16 protein-coding genes are annotated in these 22177 nt (G+C 47.6%); 13 read left to right on the forward strand and 3 right to left on the reverse strand.

Annotated features, from left to right (window positions below; genetic code table 11):
• The 3 genes from ABD028_RS04005 to ABD028_RS04015 form a co-directional block, all read left to right on the forward strand.
• Positions 1 to 1480, forward strand: a 1480-nt coding sequence (locus tag ABD028_RS04005; RefSeq protein WP_343842041.1) for a tryptophan halogenase family protein, incomplete at its 5' end; no start/stop codon positions are given.
• A gap of 231 nt (positions 1481 to 1711) precedes the next feature.
• Positions 1712 to 4669, forward strand: a complete 2958-nt coding sequence (locus ABD028_RS04010) for a TonB-dependent receptor (protein ID WP_343842044.1) — start codon at positions 1712 to 1714, stop codon at positions 4667 to 4669.
• An 80-nt stretch (positions 4670 to 4749) separates the two neighbouring features.
• Positions 4750 to 6279 carry a tryptophan halogenase family protein gene (locus tag ABD028_RS04015; RefSeq protein WP_343842047.1) on the forward strand — a complete coding sequence of 510 codons (1530 nt, stop codon included), beginning with the start codon at positions 4750 to 4752 and terminating at the stop codon, positions 6277 to 6279.
• A 27-nt stretch (positions 6280 to 6306) separates the two neighbouring features.
• Here the strand turns inward: ABD028_RS04015 and ABD028_RS04020 are convergent, their stop codons facing one another.
• Positions 6307 to 7785, reverse strand: coding sequence for a tryptophan halogenase family protein (locus ABD028_RS04020; RefSeq protein ID WP_343842050.1), 1479 nt, complete (start codon positions 7783 to 7785; stop codon positions 6307 to 6309).
• A 128-nt stretch (positions 7786 to 7913) separates the two neighbouring features.
• Positions 7914 to 8183 (reverse strand): hypothetical protein, encoded by a 270-nt coding sequence (locus ABD028_RS04025; protein WP_343842053.1) that lies wholly within the window; start codon positions 8181 to 8183, stop codon positions 7914 to 7916.
• A gap of 285 nt (positions 8184 to 8468) precedes the next feature.
• Between ABD028_RS04025 and ABD028_RS04030 the strand changes: the two genes are divergently transcribed.
• The 10 genes from ABD028_RS04030 to ABD028_RS04075 all read left to right on the forward strand — a co-directional run bounded on the left by ABD028_RS04030 (position 8469) and on the right by ABD028_RS04075 (position 21250).
• Positions 8469 to 10979, forward strand: a complete 2511-nt coding sequence (locus tag ABD028_RS04030) for a family 20 glycosylhydrolase (protein WP_343842056.1) — start codon at positions 8469 to 8471, stop codon at positions 10977 to 10979.
• Positions 10980 to 11110: 131 nt separating this feature from the next.
• Positions 11111 to 12004 (forward strand): N-acetylglucosamine kinase, encoded by an 894-nt coding sequence (nagK, locus tag ABD028_RS04035; RefSeq protein WP_102795463.1) that lies wholly within the window; start codon positions 11111 to 11113, stop codon positions 12002 to 12004.
• The gene (nagB-II, locus tag ABD028_RS04040) at positions 12004 to 13002 is read left to right on the forward strand and encodes a glucosamine-6-phosphate deaminase NagB-II (RefSeq protein WP_102795464.1); all 999 of its coding nucleotides are present in this window, start codon (positions 12004 to 12006) and stop codon (positions 13000 to 13002) included. Before nagK ends, nagB-II begins: the two co-directional genes overlap by 1 nt.
• Positions 13003 to 13014: 12 nt before the next feature.
• Positions 13015 to 14136, forward strand: coding sequence for an N-acetylglucosamine-6-phosphate deacetylase (gene nagA, locus ABD028_RS04045; RefSeq protein ID WP_102795465.1), 1122 nt, complete (start codon positions 13015 to 13017; stop codon positions 14134 to 14136).
• Positions 14137 to 14206: 70 nt separating this feature from the next.
• Positions 14207 to 15511, forward strand: a complete 1305-nt coding sequence (gene nagP, locus ABD028_RS04050) for an N-acetylglucosamine MFS transporter NagP (RefSeq protein WP_343842064.1) — start codon at positions 14207 to 14209, stop codon at positions 15509 to 15511.
• Between the two features lie 71 nt (positions 15512 to 15582).
• Positions 15583 to 16665 carry an acyltransferase family protein gene (locus ABD028_RS04055; protein ID WP_343842066.1) on the forward strand — a complete coding sequence of 361 codons (1083 nt, stop codon included), beginning with the start codon at positions 15583 to 15585 and terminating at the stop codon, positions 16663 to 16665.
• A 194-nt stretch (positions 16666 to 16859) separates the two neighbouring features.
• Complete coding sequence (locus ABD028_RS04060) at positions 16860 to 17984, forward strand: type 1 glutamine amidotransferase domain-containing protein (protein WP_343842068.1); 1125 nt, start codon at positions 16860 to 16862, stop codon at positions 17982 to 17984.
• A 22-nt stretch (positions 17985 to 18006) separates the two neighbouring features.
• Entirely contained in the window at positions 18007 to 18690 is a 684-nt protein-coding gene (locus ABD028_RS04065) for a response regulator transcription factor (protein WP_343842070.1), read from the forward strand.
• The gene (locus ABD028_RS04070) at positions 18677 to 19900 is read left to right on the forward strand and encodes a sensor histidine kinase (RefSeq protein WP_343842073.1); all 1224 of its coding nucleotides are present in this window, start codon (positions 18677 to 18679) and stop codon (positions 19898 to 19900) included. Before ABD028_RS04065 ends, ABD028_RS04070 begins: the two co-directional genes overlap by 14 nt.
• Before the next feature lie 84 nt (positions 19901 to 19984).
• Positions 19985 to 21250, forward strand: coding sequence for an MgtC/SapB family protein (locus ABD028_RS04075; RefSeq protein WP_343842076.1), 1266 nt, complete (start codon positions 19985 to 19987; stop codon positions 21248 to 21250).
• 1 nt (position 21251) lies between these two features.
• On the opposite strand, the gene ABD028_RS04080 is transcribed toward ABD028_RS04075, so the two are convergent.
• Positions 21252 to 22127 (reverse strand): ion transporter, encoded by an 876-nt coding sequence (locus tag ABD028_RS04080; RefSeq protein ID WP_343842079.1) that lies wholly within the window; start codon positions 22125 to 22127, stop codon positions 21252 to 21254.
• Positions 22128 to 22177: the final 50 nt, after the last annotated feature.

Below are 22177 nucleotides of genomic sequence, written 5' to 3' on the forward strand. Positions count from 1 at the left end.
AAAATTAATCGTGGTTGGTGGAGGCACTGCCGGTTGGATGGCAGCCTGTGCCGTCGCTAAACAGCTTCCCTACCTGGATGTGACGTTGTTGGAGTCGCCGGCAATTCCTCCAGTGGGTGTAGGGGAAGGTTCTACCCCGCACTTTAAACGCTTTATGACTCTTCTGGGGATTGACGAGTCAGTCTGGATGCCTGCCTGCGGCGCAACATATAAGAATGGAATCTTCTTTCGCAATTGGAATGGCAAACAGGACCAATATTTCCATCCATTTTATTGCAAGGAAGACGTTAAAACTGCAGAGGTGTTCTTCTATTTGGCAAATCAACGCCGCAGAGGAATGCCGATTGATGTGGATATTTGTGATTACTTTATTACCGGCCATCTGGCCCGGCAACACAAAGCGCCGGTATCACAACAAAAAGCGATAAACACCGAGTATGGCTATCACTTTTCCGCTGATCGACTGGCCACTTTTCTGAAGAGTATTGCTATTGGTTTGGGTGTGACGCACAAGCTTGGTATGGTTGACAGAGTCACATTGGTACCCGAAGGTGATGAGGTTGCATCACTAATATTGCAGGACGGCCAGCGCCTTGAAGCGGACTTGTTTATTGATGCCAGTGGATTTCAGTCAATATTGCTGGGTAAGGCACTGAAAGTGCCATTTATCCCCTTCTCTGACCAACTATTAACTAACCGCGCCGTTACCCTGGCAACAAAACAGACGCCGCCTTTCACCTTCACAGATTCTATTGCCATGAATGCAGGATGGCGCTGGCGTATTCCCCTGCAAGATCGCATTGGCAACGGCTATGTTTATGCAGATGCCTTTATTTCCCCTGAACAGGCCGAACAAGAGCTGATTGGTGAATTGGGTGAAAACGTGGTTGATGGCAGTATTCGTCATCTGAGCTTTACCGCCGGTATGCGCCAAAAAACCTGGGTGGGTAATGTACTGGGTATCGGTTTAGCACAGAGCTTTGTTGAACCGCTGGAAGCCACATCTCTAATGGTGACTCAACTATGTGTAGAATTTTTCATCCATCATATGAATAGCCAAGATGGAACATTGCAGGATAAACAACAACAATTAAACCAGCAGATCAACGGTCTTCTGGCAGGAATCAAAGATTACATTGTCTGCCATTACGCAGCCAGTCAACGAACAGATACCAAATTCTGGCAACAGGCTTCCCACGTCGATAAGGGCCCCGTACTAATAGACATTATGCATACTTGGAGAAATGGACAGGATGTTGATGAAGTACTTTATACAAAAGACAAAGAGTTGGCTTACTTTCGCCCTTCCTGGTACGCCATTTTAAACGGCATGGACTATCACGCCGAAAACACTGCTACTCCGGGCGATGTTTTACCAATGAATCTGCTGAATCAAGCCATACACTATAGCCAACGCCTTTGTGAGGAAAACTTCATTTCTCAAGATAAGTTACTGCACGAATTTACCCGAGCAGGCTGACTTATATTGGCCAGATTGTGGTGTAACAGCAAGGTTTTAAGTACTTTGTATTAACAAAGAAAATCCAACACATGTTACCACATTGTAAAAAACTGGTTGCTATGCAGAAAATTCTCATGTAGCTTTACTTCATGACAACGCTGTCATCTGGTTGTTGCAGCGCTTGTCATTTTAAATAAAAACAAATGACAACGTTGTCATTTACACAATTTAGCTTCATGAGAGGGCATCATGACATCAACCAAACTCAATAAGATCACGCAGGGGCTTAAGCTGGCTCTGGTCGTGGGCGCGACTATCAGTTCTCAGCAGGTGACCGCGCAAGAAACGCAGCAAGCAGAGGGTGTAGAAACCATCGAGATTCGTGGTTTACGTGCATCAACTCAAGCGGACTTGAACAACAAACGCTTTGCTGATGGCATTCTCGACAGTATTACTGCTGAAGACATTGGTAAGCTGCCAGACTTAACCTTAGCAGATACATTACAGCGTGTTGCTGGTGTACAGATCACACGTTCTGCAGGTGAAGGTTCTGCCGTAAATATTCGTGGTGTGGGTGAAGTTGGCACATTGTTGAATGGTGAGCAGTTCCTGAGTGCAGGCTCTATTACTACTGTTCAGCCTAACTTCTCTGACATTTCTTCTTCGTTAGTAAGTGGAATTGATGTTCACAAGTCCCCTACTTCTAAAATTTTGGCCGGTGGTATCTCCGGTACTTTGGATCTGAAGACTATACGTCCGTTCGATCTTAAAGAAGGTTTTACCTACGTTGGTTCAGCCGAACTTACCCGTGGTAACTACACTAAAGAAAATGATAAGAAAATTACCTCATTTTTTGGTTACAACGATGAAAAATTTGGCGTAACGGCTTCTATTTCCTGGGATACCAACACTCTTGCAAACTATCGCCTAGGTACTCCAAATATTGGATGGTCTGGTGCTCAGACTGAAGGTGATGCATGGGACGGTATTGGTGAAGATAGAACTGGTGACGGTGACAAAAATGATGCATTAGTTACCTTTATCGGTTACGGGAACATGGGCCGTCAATCTGAACGTGAACGTTTAGGTGTTGTAACTACATTGCAAGCTCAGTTAAGCGATTCCATCCAAATGGTTGCTGACGTTTTTTACACCGAAATGGACGACGCCGATCGCTCCATTGGCATGGTAGCAGATAACGCATGGGGTTATTTTGGTTGGGAAGAACACGGCAGTGATCTTGTCAAACGCGGTGTGATTAGTGACGGTGGTCTTGCCGGTGCAGATCTTTATACTTCGAATACAGGTGTGTTGAACGCACCTCGCGTAGCATCCACATCAGAAAGCCGCACTAATGACCGTGACTCTCTGAACATGAATCTTGAGTTCACCTTTGACAATGGTGGCCCATTGAGCGGTTCAGTGCGTTATTTACACGGTGAGGGGCAGCGTGAAACTACACATAATATCGTTCAAGCGTTCTTGACTGACGGTTCTAGGCAGAATCTGTTCCGTAACGATGGTACTGGTGAAATACCAGTGCATCCTGAAGGTTATTCAGACCTAGTGCCTATTGAAAGGGACTTTTCTGGTAAGCATCCGCAATTAAAGCTGCCCTCATTGGGGGGTGGAATGAGTGATTACGCAATAGTTTCTACCTACTCTGAAGAAAACTATTACGAAGAAGCTACTCTTGATGTGTTGCGTGCCGACGGTACTTACGAATTCGATACCAGTCACCTACGTGCCGTAGAATTTGGTGTGCGCAAAGGTAAACGTGATGTTACCCGAGACACTTACGTATTACTCGCCCCGATCAATCAAGATGGTCTGTCAAACGATGTAATGTGGAAAGACCAAGGTGAAGTCGCTAACGATACAAACGGTGATGGTGAGTTCAGTCGCGCCGGTGGTGACAAAACTATTGGTTATGACAATTACTTGAATTTTGCCAACTTACCTTCATCTTGGGTTATTCAGTCTGGTGACTTTGGTCCAGTTAATGTAGGTAACTTCTACTTTATAAACCCAGAAATACTGGATGACCATATCGGTTTCCAAAATGAACTGTACCCAGGTAACTTCAAAGCATCTCAGCCAGGTGATAGTTATAAAGTACAGGAAAACACCAAGTCTGCTTATTTCAATGTCAAGTTGGATGGCCAGTTAGGCGAAATGCCATATAAAGCTAATGTCGGCTTACAGTACATTAAAACTGACCTGAATGTCGTACAGAATCTATTGGGTTCCGATGTTATCTGTCGCGCATGTCCAGGTATCGTAGCTGATGTGGGTGACGTAGTGACCGATCGTTCATTCAGCGATACGCTACCGTCTGTTAACTTCAAACTGAATCTGACTGATGAACTGATTGCGCGTGCCAGCTATGGTAAAACGATGACTCGCTTAAACACCCGTAACTTGGGTGCTGGTATGACAGTAAATAGCACGATTAACCAAGGTGAAGTTAGTGATGTTCCCGTTGGTGAGCGTTACGCCGTTGAAGCGAATCGTGGCGGTAACCCTAACTTGGCGCCTACTCGTGCAACCAATCATGACCTGACGTTGGAATGGTACTTTACAGATTCCGGCTTGCTCAGTGTCGCTTGGTTTAAGATGGATGTGGACTCCTACATTGCTACTGATGTCACTAGAGAATATGTACCAGACCCATCCGATGGCGTAGTTCGTCGCCAAGTCGATGTTCGCGGTCCAGTTAACGGTGACGGTGGCAGTATTAAGGGTTGGGAGTTTGCCTATCAGCAAGGCTTTGACTTCTTACCAGGTTTCTGGAGTGGCTTCGGTGCGGGCTTGAACTATACCTATGCACCTAGTACTTCTGACACTCTTGACTTTGAAGGTAACGAACTTCCTCTGGCCGAGAACTCTGAAAACTCGGGTAACGCGGTACTGTGGTATGAGAAAGACGGTTGGCAATTCCGTATTGCCGCTAACTATCGCAGTGAGCGCTTTATCGGTCAAAATGGCCGTAACTTTGGTGGCGGTGGTTTAGCTTTATTTGCTAAGCCAACTACTTACGTAGACATGTCAGCAAGCTACGACTTTAATGACAACATTAGTGTGTATTTTTCCGGTAGCAACTTGACCAAAGAGTTTGAGGACCAATATTTCCAATGGGAAGATTACACTGTCGCTCAGGATATCTACGAGCGTCGTCTGACCATGGGAGTGCGTGGACGTTGGTAGAAGCCAATTAAATATAAAAAGTCCTCGGATTCGAGGACTTTTTTTTTGTATATTTATACTTTATTTATGGGGACATGCAGATGTTTAGTAGCGGCACACAAACCAAAAAAATATTAATTTTGGGAGGAGGCACAGCTGGTTGGATGACAGCCATGATACTGGCCAAAAAGCTTAATAAACATGGATTTGAAGTTTCACTGCTTGAATCTCCTGATATTGGCACAATTGGTGTCGGTGAAGGTTCGACTCCTGCATTAAGTGCATTTTTTAAAAGCATGGGAATAATGGAAGAGGAGTGGATGCCAGCCTGCAATGCTACTTATAAAGCAGGGATTACTTTTGACGGATGGTCAACCAAACCTGGTTTCACACAATACTTTCACCCTTTCAAGTTCAGGCTTGATGAACAATTTTCACAAGCTTTTTTCCATTCAATACAAATGCGCCGAAAAGGCATCGATATCCCTGCGCATCCTAGCCCATTTTTTTTAAGCCCTTTATTAGTAGAGAAACAACTCTCTCCCATTCCCCACTATAACTTCCCATTTGAACCTAGTTATGGATACCACTTCGATTCAGGCTTACTTGGCCTGTTTCTTAAAAAGAAATCAGCTCAACTCGGTATTCAGCACATTGAAGGTAAAGTTGAGGAAGTATTACTTGATAATGAAGGTTATATAAGTAAATTAGTCGTTGAGCAAGGAGCCCACTATTCAGCAGATCTTTTTGTGGACTGCTCAGGTTTTTCATCTGTATTAATGCAAAAAGCTCTTAAAGTTGACTTTAAAAGTTTTGCGTCAAACTTATTTAACGATTCAGCAATTGCAATGCCCAGTGATATTGGGCAGCAAATTCCATCAGAAACTCGGTCTACAGCAATGAAAAATGGGTGGCGTTGGCAGATTCCGTTAACAAATAGATTTGGCAATGGTTACGTATATAGTACGCAATACTGCACACCTGACCAAGCTGAGAAAGAACTTAGAGAAGCTTTGGGGTTGTTGGACTCCCAAGTTGTTGCCCGGCACTTAAAGATGAAAGTCGGTCGTATTGAAAAGCACTGGCATAAAAATTGTCTGGCGATAGGTTTATCACAGGGGTTTATTGAACCCCTGGAAGCAACTGCATTGTTTCTCGTCCAACAATCTGCAGCGTTGTTTGCTGATGCGTTTACACATGGGAAATTTACAGAAGAAAATCAAGCAAATTACAACGATACCATTAACGGCTATTTCGAAGGGATAAGGGATTACATAGCGGCTCATTACTACACAAACTCTCGCACAGACACTCAATACTGGATTGACTGTCATAATAATCACGATGGCCAGTCTGATACACTAAAACATATACTGTCCGTTTGGAAAAAAGGTGAGGATCTTACTGCAGAATTAAGACGAATGGGTGTAACAAAATACTATACATCGGTATCCTGGCATTGCCTTCTAGCAGGAATGGGAATATTTCCTGAACAAGATACATTGCGAGCCCCACACCCAAATGAAAGACAAGTAAATATGTCTATCGTTGGTGACTTTCTGCATCGCTGTAGTTTAAACTTTGATCCTCATATTGAGCAGTTAAAAAAACTCGCATCAAAGGTGTGCTAATACTCAAATACCAACCAGTTAGAATACTTATAGACGATTTAGGAAGTGTTGATGTAATGGAGTGGCAGACACAGCTTTTGCTATTCCTTCACGCATCTGGGCCAATCCCTGACAAAGGTATTGGTTATCTATTTTATCTATGCAAGGATCGTAGGTGTTTGGATAACAGTTAAATCCATCGTAAATTGCCAACCAGCTGTTAGGTTGGAAAATTTCATGTCGTTGCCGCACCAAAATACCATTTGTTTGATATAGGGACATCCGATGCATTAGCGAGTCTGGTAACTCGATGTGGCGATAATCCCGCCAGAAAGGTTCCTTTTTATTATTCAACACGTAGTGAAGTAACACAAAATCTCTAACACTCTCGTACTCTTTCACAGTCCTGGCGTTAAATTCATCCACGAGTGAAGAACTAATGCCTTTATGCGGAAAAAAAAGCTTTAGTCGTTCAATTGCCGTTTCTATTAAGGCTATATTGGTACTTTCTATAGGTTCAAAAAAACCAGCAGCAAGCCCCATTGCCACACAGTTCTTAACCCAAAAGTGTGTTCTGCAGCCAGGGCGGAATTTAATATTTTTAGGCTCGCTGGTAGGCTCACCGTTTATATCGCTAAGCAAAGTCGAAAGCGCCTCTTCATCAGACACATGATGACTACTATACACTTGGCCATTGCCTTGTCGATGTTGCAGAGGAATACGCCACTGCCATCCGGCATTTTTTGCATTAGCCTCGGTATATGGATTGGGCGTTACGTTCGTTTGGCTTTGCACCGCAATGGCTCTGTCACATAGCAGCCATTTACTCCAATCTCTATATTCAACTTTGAGAGCTTTCCCCAGCAGCAATGAAGAAAAACCAGTACAATCAATAAAAAAATCTCCTTCAACTTTGTTACCATCACACAATACCAACTCTGCAATATCCCCTGATTCTTCAGATAGTCTGACGCTCTCTATTTTTGCATCTATTATTTTCACTCCCGCTTTAATTGCCACGTCTTTCAATAGCTTGGCATACAAGCTTGCATCCAGGTGCAATGCCCAATCAAAAACAGCCAGGGAAGAATTTGGGTTGGTTGGCGGTAGCGCAAACTTACCATGCTTAGCTAGTTGTACTGCTACAGAATAACTTTCAAGACTGTGTGGCTCACCTAGTGAACGATTTTTTAACCAGTAGTGGTGAAAAGCAATACCATTCAAAGGCTCGCCATAGGTACCGAAGGGATGAATAAAAGAACTCTGCTCGTCATACCACCCATTGAACTGAATTCCCAATTTACAGGTTGCACCTGTGTACTTCATCACCTGCTCATCAGTCAAACCTAATGCACGATTGAAATGCCTAATCGTTGGTATAGTTGCCTCACCCACACCAATAGACCCAATTTCTGATGATTCAACCACACAAATAGAGAGATGGGGAAAGTGCTTAGCGAAACTGGCAGCCGTCATCCAACCAGCAGTCCCTCCGCCAGCAATGACAATACTTGTTATTGATTGCATCCACATTCACCTAAATTATTTTAAAAAAATCATATAGCGCTTCATTTGAATAAGGACAAAACTAACCACTACAACAACGAAAGGGTCAGCCGTAAAGCTCCCCCTTTCGATGTTAAATGTAGCTACGATTAATCAATGACTCCATATGCAGTCGCAACAGTAATTGGAATAGGATACCCATTTTCTACTCTGCACGAGACACTTAATAATCTTGCTTCAGGGTAATTTCTATGCAAAGCACTAACAGCTGCGCCTGATGCATTCATACAAGCACTGCTGTCAGAGCCTCGGGATCCCATTGAAGCGCTAACATACTGTGTTGCAAAAGCTGACATTGAAACAGCACAAGCTGCAATCAGTCCGAACAGAGTACGGCGGCTAAGTTTAATCATTTTCATGTAATTTTCTCCTTAATCTAACTAAATCTACGTATATCACTACGCTATAAACCGCAGGCGTCACATCAGCCCACTTAGTCGCTCTAAAGAGAAAAGTTAACAACTCAAGACCTACCACATCCCTGTAGAACAAAACATTTGCAACACAATCCATCTTTGTTAACATAAATGACAACGCTGTCATTGTCAAAGATTAACCAACATGGTTAACGATTGAATAACAACAATATGAAGGAAACTATCTTGTCAGGACTTAAACTATCCCGGATTGCGCTAGGTCTAGCCATGTTTAGCAGCTCTGCACTGGTTCAGGCAGCCCCCATTAGTCAAACCCAACTAGATACCTTAGGTGCCAATCTCGATGTAACCTATCGGGTGGTAGATAACGTGAATGCCAGTGGCTGCAGCGAAAGCCTGGGTGGTGGCAAGTGTTTTGACGCTAATATCACCTTGGCAATAGACCAGGACCTTCCTGTATCAGGCTGGCAACTTTACTTCAGTCATACTACCCCTATTCAATCAGACAGCAGTGAGCTGTTTGATATACAGCACATTAACGGTGATTTGCACACCATCACACCGACTGCTCAATTCAGTGGTTTTAAAGCCGGTCAGACCTATTCGATTCCGCTGAAAGGCACCTTCTGGCACGCCTCTGCATCCGACCAGATGCCAAACTACTTTGTTGTAGCAGACGGCTTAAAGCCCGTCATCATTGACAGTACCCGCGAAGTCAGAGACCTAAACAGCCAATTAACTTACAACCAGCATGTGGCCCCGCTAAACCAGCCTCAGCAATATCTCCGCAGCAAGGAAGATAGCCTGCCTTTAGCTGATGCCCAGTGGTTGTATAACTATTATCAGGATGTCAACTCACAGGCCACCGCACTGGAGTCCAATCGCATTATTCCGGCTATCAGCCATGTAGAGTTGGATGGTGGTCAGCTTAATCTCAAAGCTGGTATTGCTGTGACATCAACAGAAGTGATTGCCCAGGCCTTAGCGTATTTGGGCAAAAAAGGCATACCCCAGAATAAGCAAGGGGTACCAGTTACCTTTATTGATGATAGTAACCTGGTGGCTGATGCTTACGAGCTACAAGTTAGCCAAAGCAATATAAGTATCAAAGCTGGCAGCGGCAGCGGTCGATACTACGCATTGATCAGTCTGGCGGCCTTGGCAGATGAAGGCCAGGTAGCAACCGGGCGCTATCAGGACAGCCCAAGATACCCGTTCCGGGGCATGCATGTGGATGTGTCGCGTAACTTCCATAGCAAGGAAATGATACTCAGGCTGCTCGACCAAATGGCCAGCGTTAAACTCAACAAATTGCATTTCCATCTGGCCGATGATGAAGGCTGGCGGCTTGAAATTCCTGATTTGCCTGAACTAACCGAAATCGGTGCTTACCGTTGCTATGACCCATCCGAAACCCGCTGCCTGCTGCCGCAACTGGGTAATGGTCCGGAGCGGGACACCTCAGGCAACGGTTTCTATACCGTGGCGGATTATCAGGAAATTCTCGCCTATGCCAAAGCCCGGCATATTGAGGTGATTCCATCATTAGACATGCCCGGCCATTCCCGCGCTGCCACACGCGCCATGCTGGCCCGTTACAACAAATATATGCAGCAGGAAAAGCCAGATTTGGCTAATGAGTACCTGTTAACCGACTTACAGGACACTACGGTCTACTCGTCGGTACAATTTTACCACGACAACACCATTAATCCCTGCCTGCCCTCTTCTTATCGCTTTGTCACTAAAGTGCTGAATGAGATCTACAAGATGCACAGCGATGCAGGCATGCCGCTGAATCGCTACCACATTGGTGCCGATGAAACCGCTGGTGCATGGAAGGAATCTCCAGCCTGTGCCGACATCATAGCCAAACACAATATGGATGACCCGGAGCAGCTCACAGCTTATTTTGTTGAAAAGGTTACCAAAATTGTTAACGCCATGGGTGTGACCGCGGGTGCCTGGAGTGATGGCTTGAGCCACGTTGAACAGGAAAAACTCGCGCCGCGTATTCAGGCAAATATCTGGGATGCCCTGTTCTGGCAAGGCCATAACAGAGCACAGGATTTTGCCAACCGAGGCTGGGATGTGGTGCTGTCCATTCCAGACGCGCTTTATTTTGACTTCCCCTATGCTCTGGACCCGCTGGAACCCGGTTATTATTGGGCATCACGTAATACCGACAGTTTTAAAGTATTCCGCTTTATGCCTGACAACCTGCCAGCCCACGCAGAGTTCTGGCCTAACCGAATGGGCACGCCATTTACCGCCAAAGACGACACACCACTTAAGGCAGATTCGGCCTTTATCGGCATGCAGGGTCAGCTGTGGAGTGAAACAGTCAGAGACGACAAACGTGCCGAATATATGATCTATCCAAGATTACACGCCCTGGCTGAGCGAGCCTGGCATAAAGCTGACTGGGAAGTGCCTTATCAGGCTGGTCGTGAATATGGTCCGGCTACAGATTATTTTAATGCCGACAATGAAACACAGCTACGTAAAGACTGGGCCGGTTTTAGTCATGCCCTGGTCAACCGTTTCTTGCCGGATATGGCTGGCGAAGTACTGTTTCGCTTACCGCCTCCGGGCGCAAAAATCATTAACGGTAAACTGCATGCCAACAGCTTGTGGCAAGGTCTTGTTATTGAATATCGTGAAAAAGGTAGCGACTGGCAACCTTACCAGAACCCCGTAGCAGTAAAGGGTCAGCTTGAGGTCAGAAGCCGTCTGCCAGGAATGCAACGAAGCAGCCGCATCATACAAGTGAACTAATGATGAAAAAACTTTACCAAATGATTACAAAACAAAATGACAACGCTGTCATTAGTCTGTTAGGCTACAGTTTCGCTGGTCAACCTGCGCATAGCTTGACCTGTTCCGGTTTGTTAGAAGGTAACGTATAAATGAAGAGGCAGGAAAAACTCTACCTCGGTATCGACGGCGGCGGCAGTAAGTGTAAGGTGCTGCTGGCCAATGAGCAGGGACAGGCGTTGGCAACTGGGATGTCAGGCCCGGCAAATCCAAATCAGGGTTTGGATCTGGCGATTAATTCTATTATGGATGCCACAGAACAGGCTTTGCATCAGGCTGGCTTTGCATCCAGCATGGTTGACCAACTGGTGGTCGGTGCTGGTTTGGCCGGAGTCAACCTGCCTAAGTATCGCGCCATGTTAGACCAGTGGGATCACCCCTTTGCTCAGTTTCATATTACCACTGACCTGCAGATTGCCTGTCTGGGAGCCCACGACGGTGAAGACGGAGCGGTGATCATTGCCGGAACAGGTTCTATTGGTATGGCTCACGTAGACGGAAACAGCCACGAACTGGGTGGCTATGGATTCAGTGTTGGCGATCAGGGTAGCGGAGCCTGGATGGGCGTTACCGCCATCAAACAAACTCTGCAGGCGATGGATGGCCTGTTACCGCGAACTGAATTGGTGGATCAGGTGCTGGAGTTTACTCAGTGCAGAACTGCCCAGGAACTGGCCCAACAGATGGCCAATCTGAAACCTTCGGCCTATGCCAAACTGGCACCGTTGGTCATTGAACGTGCCGCAGCCAAGGATACGCTGGCGTTGGATATTGTATTAAACGGGGCAGACTACATCAGTCGCCTGGCCAGAAAATTGTTAACCTACAATCCGCCCAGATTATCTATGATCGGTGGTCTGGCGCCCAGGATCCAATCCTGGCTGGATGAAGATGTGCGAGTGCGCGTTGAACCAGCCAAGCAGCCCCCAGAAATCGGGGCCATATTATTCGCTCAACAACAAGCCTTAGTAAGTGAGAAAGCTTAATGTCAACCAGTATCATGGCCCAAGAAGCCGCCGAAACCCCAAACAGAGTTAAAAGTCAGTTGGTAGACAACAAAGACGCTTGTCACCAGCTTGGTCAACGTATTCGCCTGTTTGATCCTGCCTTTGTTCTGATGGTGGGACGGGGCTCATCCGATCACGCCGGCGTGTTTGCCAAATATCTGATTGAAATTGAAACAGGCACACCGGTCACCGCCTCTGCCCCCTCTGTCGCCAGTGTTTATGGTAAAGAGTTGAAACTTAAGCAAGCGCTGGTGATTGTAATATCCCAGTCCGGTCGCAGCCCCGATATTCTGGCCCAGGCCAAGGCGGCCAAAAATGCCGGTGGTTTAGTGGTTGCCCTGGTTAATGACACGACGTCGCCGCTGGCCGAGTTGGTAGATTTTGTATTGCCTTTAAATGCCGGAGCCGAAAAAGCCGTAGCAGCGACCAAAAGTTATTTGTGTACCTTAAGTGCACTGCTGCAAATGGTGGCCTACTGGAAACAGGATAAGGAGCTGATCGCCGCACTAGAGCAGTTACCCGAAGCACTGCAGCAAGCCATCGATGCACCGGTTCAATTGACGGTAGATTTTGTCCGCGACCTGAAACACTGCGTGGTACTGGGGCGTGGTTTTGGTTATGCCATTGCGCGTGAACTGGCACTGAAACTGAAAGAAGTCTGCAGCGTGCATGCAGAGGCATTCTCCAGCGCTGAGTTCCTGCACGGCCCGGTGACTTTGGTTCAGAAGAAACTGGCAGTGGTTGATCTCACCATCGAAGACGAATCGGTAGATGCTCACCGTCAGCAGATTGAAGAAGTGGGACGTCGCGGTGCAGTACTTTGCCACATGGCACAGACAAGCAAAGACATCCACCCTCGCCTGGCGCCTCTAACCTTATTACAACGCTTCTATCTTGATGTGGAACAGGTGGCGCAGGCACTGGGTTACAACCCGGATTCACCTGTTGGTCTGAACAAAGTCACGCAAACATTGTAATCAGAGGTATTCATGGCGGTAACTTACCTGAGTAAAGCATTTTTTGATGGTGAACAGCTTCATCAGAATGCCAGTGTGACAGTGGAAAATGGCAAAGTGCTGTCCCTTGAAGCGCAAACCGGTGCGCAGGTTATAGAACTTGATGGGCTGCTAGTACCAGGCTTTGTGGATGTTCAAGTCAATGGCGGCGGCGGTGTGCTGTTTAACACCGATCAGTCCGTTCAGGGAATTGCAGAAATACTCAAGGCCCATGCCCGCTTCGGCACTACCGCCATGTTACCAACCCTGATTACCGACGATTTGGATGTCATTCAAAAAGCTGCCAACGGAATGGCCGAGGCTATTGCAGCCAAGACTCCTGGCATTCACGGTATTCACTTTGAAGGGCCTCACCTGAGCAAGCCCAAAAAAGGCATCCATCGCGAGCAATTTATTCGCCCTATCAGTGATGCTGAGCTGGCTCAGTTTTGCCGCCAAGATCTGGGCAAAGTGCTGGTTACCCTGGCTCCTGAAAATGTGCCAGCCGATGTGATTCGCGATTTGGTCAAACAAGGCGTTAAAGTCTGTCTGGGCCATTCCAATGCCGATGTCGACACCACACTGGCGGCCATAGAAGCTGGTGCCGACGGTTTTACCCACTTGTTCAATGCTATGTCTGCCATGACCAGTCGTGAACCGGGCATGGTAGGTGCGGCATTGGCCAGCGACAGTTACTGTGGTTTGATACTGGATCATTATCATGTCCACGCCATTAGCGCCAAAGCGGCAATTAAAGCCAAGGGCATCGAACGTATTATGCTGGTGACCGATGCTATGGCCCATGTGGGTGCGGACATGGATGAATTGCCGTTTTTTGATACACAAATTCGCCGTAATGGCGATATGCTGACTATTCCTGGCGGAACCCTGGCGGGCTCGGCTCTGGACATGGCCAGTGCAGTACGTAATTGCCATCGTGATCTGGGTTTTACGCTAGCGCAAAGCTTGCAGATGGCTTCTCTGACCCCTGCGTGTTATCTGGGACTGGATAACAAATTGGGTAAATTGCAGCCAGGTTTCAACGCCGACATGGTGCTGCTGGATGACAATCAACAAGTTAAACAAAACTGGATAGGTGGTCAGGCACAACTCTGATTTATCAAGCCAGGTGATTACAACAAGTGTGTCGGCGCTTCGGCCCGGCGTTAATCAAAGTGAGAATAAGATGGATACCACAATGAGTACCCGCGACCTACCAAGAAGCAACGCCGTGCCAATGGCCATCGTTGCAGGGCTGTTTTTTATACTTGGCTTTGCGACCTGGCTGAATGGTTCGTTAATGCCTTACCTAAAACAGATTTTTGACCTGACGCCATTTCAGGCCGCACTGATCCTTGGCAATTTTTATATTGCCGTCACCTTTACCGCAATCCCCTCAGCTTGGATCATCCGTAAAGTGGGCTACAAAAACGGCATGGCATTGGCAATTGGCGGCATGCTGTTCGCTGCGTTACTGTATATTCCCGCTGCAGAAACACAAACCTTTGGTTTGTTCCTGTTTGCACAGCTTTGCATGGGTGTTGCTCAGACCTTGTTGCAAACGGCAGTTAACCCTTATGTCGTGCGTTTGGGGCCAGAAGAATCGGCTGCGGTGCGGGTAAGCATTATGGGTATACTGAATAAAAGTGCCGGTGTGGTAGCCCCACTGGTATTCAGTGCTCTGATTGCAGCACAATTTACCGGGCTGGTGGGTAAAGAACTGACCGCGGAAGAAGTCACCATGATGGCAGACAGCTTGATTCTGCCTTATCTGGGCATGGCAGCCTTTTTTGGTGTGATTGCTCTGGCAGTAAAGTTTTCGCCGATTCCCGAGTTGCAGGACAATGAAGAGGAAGGCGGTGAACAAGGCACGGTTAAAGAGGCGCTGCGTCATCCTCATCTGGTGTTAGGTGTATTGTCGTTATTTTTCTATGTGGCAGCAGAGGTAATTGCCGCCGACACTATTGGGGCTTATGCCCTGTCTTTAGGGGTAGAAAACTACAGTGTCATGACGTCCTACACCATGGTTTGTATGGTGGTTGGCTATGTACTGGGCATTATTTTGATCCCTCGGGTAATCTCCCAACAAAAAGCACTGACCTTCTCGGCCGTGCTGGGTATTTTGCTGGCACTGGCCATTGTCTTTGGTAATGCAGAATCTACTGCCATCGCCGATGCGGTATTGGTGCCATTTGGCGGAGCACAGCTGCCTAACTCACTATTGTTGATTGCGGTATTGGGCTTGGCGAATGCCATAGTCTGGCCAGCCGTGTGGCCAATGGCCCTTTCCGGTTTGGGCAAACTGACCAGCGTTGCCTCGGGTTTACTGGTAATGGGCATCGCAGGCGGCGCATTTGGCCCGATGTTCTGGGGATTGTTAAGCGGTGCCGGTGATGCTGCCGGACAACAATTTGGCTATATTGTGCTACTGCCTTGTTACCTGTTTATTCTGTACTTTGCTGTAGCTGGCCATAAAAAACGTAGCTGGTAGTAGCAATATTTTTTGCAAAGCGCGCTCTGTGTAGGCGCGCTTTTTTGTATCGATGGATTAGAGGTGATTCAATGAAACGTGAATTGAGTCTGGATATTTTTCGCGGCCTGACTCTGGCGGCAATGATTTTGGTTAACACACCCGGCAGTTGGTCGCATGTATATGCACCGCTTCTGCATGCAAGCTGGCATGGTTTGACCCCAACAGACCTTATTTTTCCGTTCTTTTTGTTTATTGTCGGCGCTGCCATGTTCCATTCCATGGGGCGTATTCCCAAGGGGCAAATTCCCTGGATTAAGATAGTTAAACGTACCTTGCTGATGTTCTTGATCGGTTTTGCACTAAATATTTACCCTTTTACCGGCGACCCGGAAAACTGGCGCATTATGGGCGTACTGCAGCGTATCGCCTTGTGTTATTTTGTCGGCGCATTGCTTATTTTAACCCTCAGTGGGCGTGGGGTATGGTTGGCCAGCGCTGCAATTCTGCTTGGCTATTGGTTACTGATGCAAGTCAGCCCGCTGCCATGGTCCCTTGAACATAACCTGGTGCGCCAGGTGGATATGGCAGTGCTGGGAGCTGACCATCTGTATCAGGGCTTCGGTATGCCTTTTGACCCGGAAGGGTTGTTAAGTTGTTTACCTGCCGTGGTGACATTATTGGCAGGCTACTTAACCTCCCGCATGCTGGTAGCCTGCGCCACTCATCAGCTTAAAATTAAGACCTTACTAACCTGGGCTGCAATTGCGCTATTAGCAGGTTTGCTGTGGCACCCGCTTCAGCCGATTAACAAGGCGCTGTGGACAGGCTCTTATGTATTGGTATGCAGCGCATTTGCCTGGCTGATTCTGGCACTCATCATTTATTGTCATGATATTAAGCAGTGGCAAAAAGGCTTTCACTGGGCCCAGGTGTACGGCAGTAACCCATTGTTTATCTATGTGCTGTCATGGTTGTATGCCGCCACACTTGGCCAGGTGATTCGCTTTGATGTAGATGGCAAAACCATCAGCGCTTATCAGTGGCTGTTCCAGCTTCTGAGCGACATGATGTCACAGAAGAACGCCTCGCTGCTGTTCGCATTAATTGCTGTGGGCCTGCATTACCTGCTTTCTGCCTGGCTGTATAAACGTAAAATCTTTATCAAGATTTAACGCCTGGTTAAAACGCCCTCAGGGGCGTTTTTCATTTCACACACAATTTACGCTGGTCAGCGTTCTGCCTGAAAATAATCCTGAGCGCACCCAATAGGGCTTGCCCTTAACAACATCAGCGTATTTGTCAGCACTTCACAGTCATTTCACATTAAGTCATGGATGCTAGCGGCACAAACAAACGGAGCAACCTTATGAAACTGCTAAATTACCTCACGATAATTGTGGGCCTGCTGCTTAGCAGCACCTTGTATGCTAAACCCCGTATGCTGATGGTTGTCAGCAGTTACGGCGAAACAAACACGGCTGATGAGATTATCAAGCCTGGCTTTGAATTTGATGAATTGACCAAAGCCTATTTGGTATTTAGCAACAACGGCCTGGAAGTGGATATCGCCAGTCCCTTGGGCGGTTACCCGGTGGCTGATAAATATGACCCGGAAAAGCCCTATAATCAGGCGTTTTCCCAGGATCCAGTAGCCATCAGCAAGCTTAACAACAGCCTGGTGTTGTCCCAGATTAAGCCAGCCGATTATCAGGCGGTGTTTGTCGTGGGTGGTAAGGGCCCGATGTTTGACCTTTATCAGGATAAGGCCCTGCAACATATTATCGGCACTATCTGGGAAAACAACGGTATCGTTTCTGCCGTATGCCATGGACCTGCTGCATTGGTTAATGTAAAGCTCTCGGATGGCAGCTACCTGGTTTCAGGCAAAAAAGTGAATGGTTTTACTAATCAGGAAGAAGCAGCATTTGGCAAAAAGTGGAAAAAAGACTTCTCTTTTTTGCTGGAAGACAAACTCCGCGAGCGTGGTGCACAATTTGAAAGCTCAGCACTGATGCTTAGCCATGTGGCCACAGACACCCGTCTGGTTACCGGTCAGAACCCGTTCTCTACCGTAGATACCGCCTTGGCAGTGCTTAAGGCCATGGGTGTTGAGGCCAAGCATCGTCCGTCATACAAAGACGACAACAGTATCAAACTGGTAAGGGATTTATTAGAGGGGATGCCCTACAGTACCGCGCAGTTAAAAGAAAACAGCGCCGTACAAGTGGAGCTGATTGGCATGTACGGTTACTATCTTGCTCAGTTTGGCCAAGATAAAAATGACAAACACAATGCAATTCGTATTATGGAACTGGTCAACCCCATTATGCAGCACCCTGCCCTGGTGACACAGATTGCCCAGATGCATCAGGCGCTGGGTAATGACCTGGCGGCAAGGCAAACCTTAACCACGTACTTGCAAGCGCACCCAGAATCCGAAAACGTGCAGGCATTGCTTAACGAATTGGAATCGAAGCAAGTCGTCAGGTAAGCGTTACGAGTGAGGTCCAGCATTGAAAATACTGATAATTGAAGACAACCGGGATATTGCCGCCAATATTGCCGAATTCCTGGCAACGGAAAACTGGCAACTGGATTTTGCCCACAATGGACAATTGGGACTGCAACTTGCCCTTGAACATTATTATGATTTGTTGATTCTGGATCTGATGTTACCCGGTCTGGACGGCTGGCAACTCTGTACAGAGCTGCGCCGTCAGGCTGACCGGCATATCCCAATTCTTATGCTTACCGCGCGGGACAGTCTGCATGACAAGGTAAAGGGATTTGAGTTGGGCGCTGACGATTACCTGACCAAGCCTTTTGCTTTGCCTGAACTTAAGATGCGCTGTATGGCCCTGAGCCGCCGTCATGAAGTAAACCAGCCACATAATCTAACACTCGGCCCATTGGTTATAGACAAAAGTGCCAACCAGGCCTGGCGTGATGGCGTGGCTCTGAACTTAAATCCCATTCCGTTCAAAATACTACTGGTACTTGCCCTGGCACATCCAAGAGTTGTCACTCGCTCTGAGCTGATCGAGCGTATCTGGCAGGACGAACCAACCGACTCAGATGCCCTGCGTTCGCATATTTATCAGCTACGCCAGAAGCTCGACAAACCTTTCACGACCCCATTGCTGCATACATTGCATCATTTGGGCTTTACCCTGACATTGCCTCATGACCCGTCATAGTCTTAAATATCGGTTGCTGCTGAGCCTGACTCTGACAACCTGCCTGACGGCATTGCTGTTTGGCATGGTCAGTTTTCTTTTTGCTTATAATATCGAGGACAGCTTTTTTGAGAGGATCCTTGAAGACGAAGCAATACGGGTCAGCCAAACGAGCAACTCTGCCCCTCACCTGCCCTTTGTCACTTTGTATACTGATATCCACCAACTACCCGATGCACTGCAATCAGTGCTGGCAGCAGAGCCCCAGCGCAAGGAAATCGGTGTGGATGACGGCCGCCATTTTCATCTTAAACGGTTAGACGATGGACGCCTGTTAGTCGCTGAAGTCAGTGATTATCTGATTGTGCGTAAGATAAAAGGTGGCATGCTGAAGTTTCTGCTGATTTGCCTGTCGCTGGTGCTGCTATTGGCCTTGTTGCTGGCCTTGTCCATTGCCAACCGATTACTCAAGCCCTTATTTCGTCTTACCCAGGTAATTGAAACTGCAACAGAGTCTGGCTTACCCAAGGGCTTTGCCAACGCGTACCCCAATAACGAAATTGGTATTCTGGCGCAAGCACTGGACACGCAAATGCAGCGTATCGATGCTTTTATCCAACGCGAGCAACAATTCACCCGCGATGTCAGCCATGAATTGCGTACCCCACTCACGGTGTTTTGTGGAGCTCTGACACTGCTTAACCAAACCCAGCTGGACCATCGCCAGGTGGAACTGGTAACACGTCTTAACAACAGCAGCGAGAAAATGCAGTGTTGTCTGCAGGGGCTGCTGGCACTGGCCCGGGAGGAGAACCTTGTGCCTGTTCAATTAAACCTTCGTTTCGCCATTGAACAAGCGTTACTGCCACATTTGCAACATCTGACTGAGCAGGACCGGTTGGTCAGCGTCGAGGTGGATGGACAATTCACTGTCACCCTGCCATCTGCGGTACTGGATGCCGTCTTGTCCAATCTGATTGGTAATGCCGTGAGTCACGGCCATGGTGAGCTGAGGATTGAGCTGCGTGATAGGCAACTGTTAATCGTTAATCAAGGCCCCATGCTATCAGCCGAGCTACGCGATACATTGTTCGACAGCGGCACTAAAGGACCAGACAGCCAAGGTCTGGGCATGGGGCTTTCCATTGTTAAGCGCTTGTGCGATAGCTACCAGGTTCACTTTGAATTTCGCTCTGATAAACAGAATAATAGTGCCGTATTGGTGTTCTGAGTGAATTCACACATCTAGCTATGGACATTCAGCACTGTTTATCTTTACCGTAAACAATTAGTGAAGGCGCTATTTGGAGCATAAGTGCTGCTATCTGATAACCCAAACTCATTGATTTCCCTCGGCATATCCCTAACCATTGGTTTACTCATCGGTGTGGAAAGAGGCTGGCGCTCACGCCAGTTGGCAGAAGGAAGTCGGGTGGCAGGGCTACGCACATTTGGCCTGACCGGCCTGCTTGGTGGCTGCGCTGGTTTACTCAGCGATTCGTTTGGCGCAAGCGCCTTTGCGGTTATTTTTATTGGCTTTTCCCTGGCGATCAGCATTGCTTTTTGGACTAAACGCCAGGAAAGTCAGGATGTCAGTGCCACCAGTCTGGTTTCAATGCTACTGACTTTGGCGCTTGGCGCATTAGCCACCTCAGGCAAGGCCGACATGGCCGTGTCCGCGACAATTGTGATGGCGCTGTTGCTGCGTTACAAAGAACTGTTGCATGCCTGGCTTAAACGCTTGGAAGAAAAGGAACTGCAAGCCGTGTTGCAGTTACTGCTGATCTCCCTGGTGCTGCTGCCGGTGTTACCCAATCAGGGCTATGGTCCCTGGCAGGTGCTGAATCCCTATGAAATCTGGTTGATGGTGGTACTGATTGCCGGTATTTCTTTTGTCGGTTATATCAGCATTAAACTGGCTGGCGCAGATAAGGGGATCCTACTTACTGCTCTCACCGCCGGACTGGCGTCATCCACAGCACTCACCCTGACCTATTCAAGACTCAGCCAAAAACAACCGCTGTTACAAGGGGCGCTGGCGGTGGGGATTTTACTGGCGTGTTGCACTATGTTTCCCCGAGTTCTGCTGGTCGCCACTGTTATTAATCCGGCGCTCTTCCCTCACTTACTGCTTCCCATTGCTACTATGATGCTGGTAACACTTGGTTTTGCCCTGGCATTTTGGTTTAAACGTCATCTGACCCCACAAGCAGCCATCGAGCATTTGGTCAATCCATTGGAACTTAAGTCCGCGATCGGCTTTGGACTGCTGCTGACCATTATCTTGTTGATTGGCCGGGCGCTCACTGAATATTTGGGCGACCACGGGGTTTATTTATTAGCCATAGTATCGGGTATTGCCGATGTGGATCCGGTTAACCTGACCCTGTCACGAATGAGCCTTGAACAAATCCCGTTAAGTTCGGCCGTAACCGGCATTATCCTGGCTTGTAGCACAAATACCCTGGTGAAAGCCGGAATTAGCGTGTCTATAGCCGGACCGGGCATGCTATGGCGGGTGTTTATTCCCTTGCTATCGGCAGCGACGTTAGGACTAGGCATCGCCTACTGGCAAGCCTGACTCAGGGCACCACGCCACCACAATATTTACAGAAGCGGGCGTCCTGGTCATGCTCCTCTTCACCGCAATGGCGGCAGGCAAAATTTGTGACATCGCGGCGGTACTCTCGAGCCAGTTCTGCACTGTAAATGCCGGTGGGAACCGCAATAATCGCATATCCCAGGATCATCACCATCGAAGCCAGCATCTGGCCTAAGGGTGTTTGTGGGGAGATATCGCCGTACCCAACGGTAGTCAGGGTTACGACGGCCCAGTACATGGACTGCGGAATACTGGAAAAGCCGTGTTCAGGGCCTTCAATCAGATACATGGCCGCCCCGAAAATCACCACAAAGACACAAACGGTATATAAAAATACGGCTATTTTGGCTCTGCTGTTACGCATGGCCCGGATCAGGGCATGGGCTTCGCCCAGATATTCACCCAGCTTAAAGATCCTGAAGATCCTTAACACCCGCAATCCACGCACCACTAACAATGTTTGCGCACCGGTAAAAAACAGCGCCAAAAAGCTGGGCAGTATGGAAATAAGGTCCACAACACCAAAGAAGCTGGTGGCATAACGTATGGGTTTTCTGACACACAACAAGCGCAACAAGTATTCAATGCTGAACAAAATAGTGAAAAACCACTCAGCCATAAATAACAGGGTACGATAATTAAGATTAATCGCTGCCACACTGTCCAGCATGACCACCAAAATACTGGCGGCAATTGCTACAATCAGCAAGATGTCGAACCATTTACCGGCCGGCGTTTCCGCTTCAAAGATGATTTCATGCAGTGACTCACGCCAGGGGGAGAGCGGCGCGCCCTGCATATATTTTTTTACCGGTTTAGGCCTGACAGGCGGATTCTTTTGTTCTTGTTGCTGCATAGCTGTCACTCAAAAATAAATTCGGCTTAATTGGTCAAGCTTGACTGACT

Origin of the sequence: Bowmanella denitrificans (genome assembly GCF_039522935.1) — a bacterium.
GTDB classification, from domain to species: domain Bacteria; phylum Pseudomonadota; class Gammaproteobacteria; order Enterobacterales; family Alteromonadaceae; genus Bowmanella; species Bowmanella denitrificans.

Excerpts from the sequence above, each read along its gene's own strand:
- ABD028_RS04010 (WP_343842044.1), top strand. The coding sequence starts at position 1,712 with ATGACATCAACCAAACTCAATAAGATCACGCAGGGGCTTAAGCTGGCT.
- ABD028_RS04015 (WP_343842047.1), top strand. The coding sequence starts at position 4,750 with ATGTTTAGTAGCGGCACACAAACCAAAAAAATATTAATTTTGGGAGGA.
- ABD028_RS04020 (WP_343842050.1), bottom strand. The coding sequence starts at position 7,785 with ATGCAATCAATAACAAGTATTGTCATTGCTGGCGGAGGGACTGCTGGT.
- ABD028_RS04025 (WP_343842053.1), bottom strand. The coding sequence starts at position 8,183 with ATGAAAATGATTAAACTTAGCCGCCGTACTCTGTTCGGACTGATTGCA.
- ABD028_RS04030 (WP_343842056.1), top strand. The coding sequence starts at position 8,469 with ATGTTTAGCAGCTCTGCACTGGTTCAGGCAGCCCCCATTAGTCAAACC.
- nagK (WP_102795463.1), top strand. The coding sequence starts at position 11,111 with ATGAAGAGGCAGGAAAAACTCTACCTCGGTATCGACGGCGGCGGCAGT.
- nagB-II (WP_102795464.1), top strand. The coding sequence starts at position 12,004 with ATGTCAACCAGTATCATGGCCCAAGAAGCCGCCGAAACCCCAAACAGA.
- nagA (WP_102795465.1), top strand. The coding sequence starts at position 13,015 with ATGGCGGTAACTTACCTGAGTAAAGCATTTTTTGATGGTGAACAGCTT.
- nagP (WP_343842064.1), top strand. The coding sequence starts at position 14,207 with ATGGATACCACAATGAGTACCCGCGACCTACCAAGAAGCAACGCCGTG.
- ABD028_RS04055 (WP_343842066.1), top strand. The coding sequence starts at position 15,583 with ATGAAACGTGAATTGAGTCTGGATATTTTTCGCGGCCTGACTCTGGCG.
- ABD028_RS04060 (WP_343842068.1), top strand. The coding sequence starts at position 16,860 with ATGAAACTGCTAAATTACCTCACGATAATTGTGGGCCTGCTGCTTAGC.
- ABD028_RS04070 (WP_343842073.1), top strand. The coding sequence starts at position 18,677 with ATGACCCGTCATAGTCTTAAATATCGGTTGCTGCTGAGCCTGACTCTG.
- ABD028_RS04080 (WP_343842079.1), bottom strand. The coding sequence starts at position 22,127 with ATGCAGCAACAAGAACAAAAGAATCCGCCTGTCAGGCCTAAACCGGTA.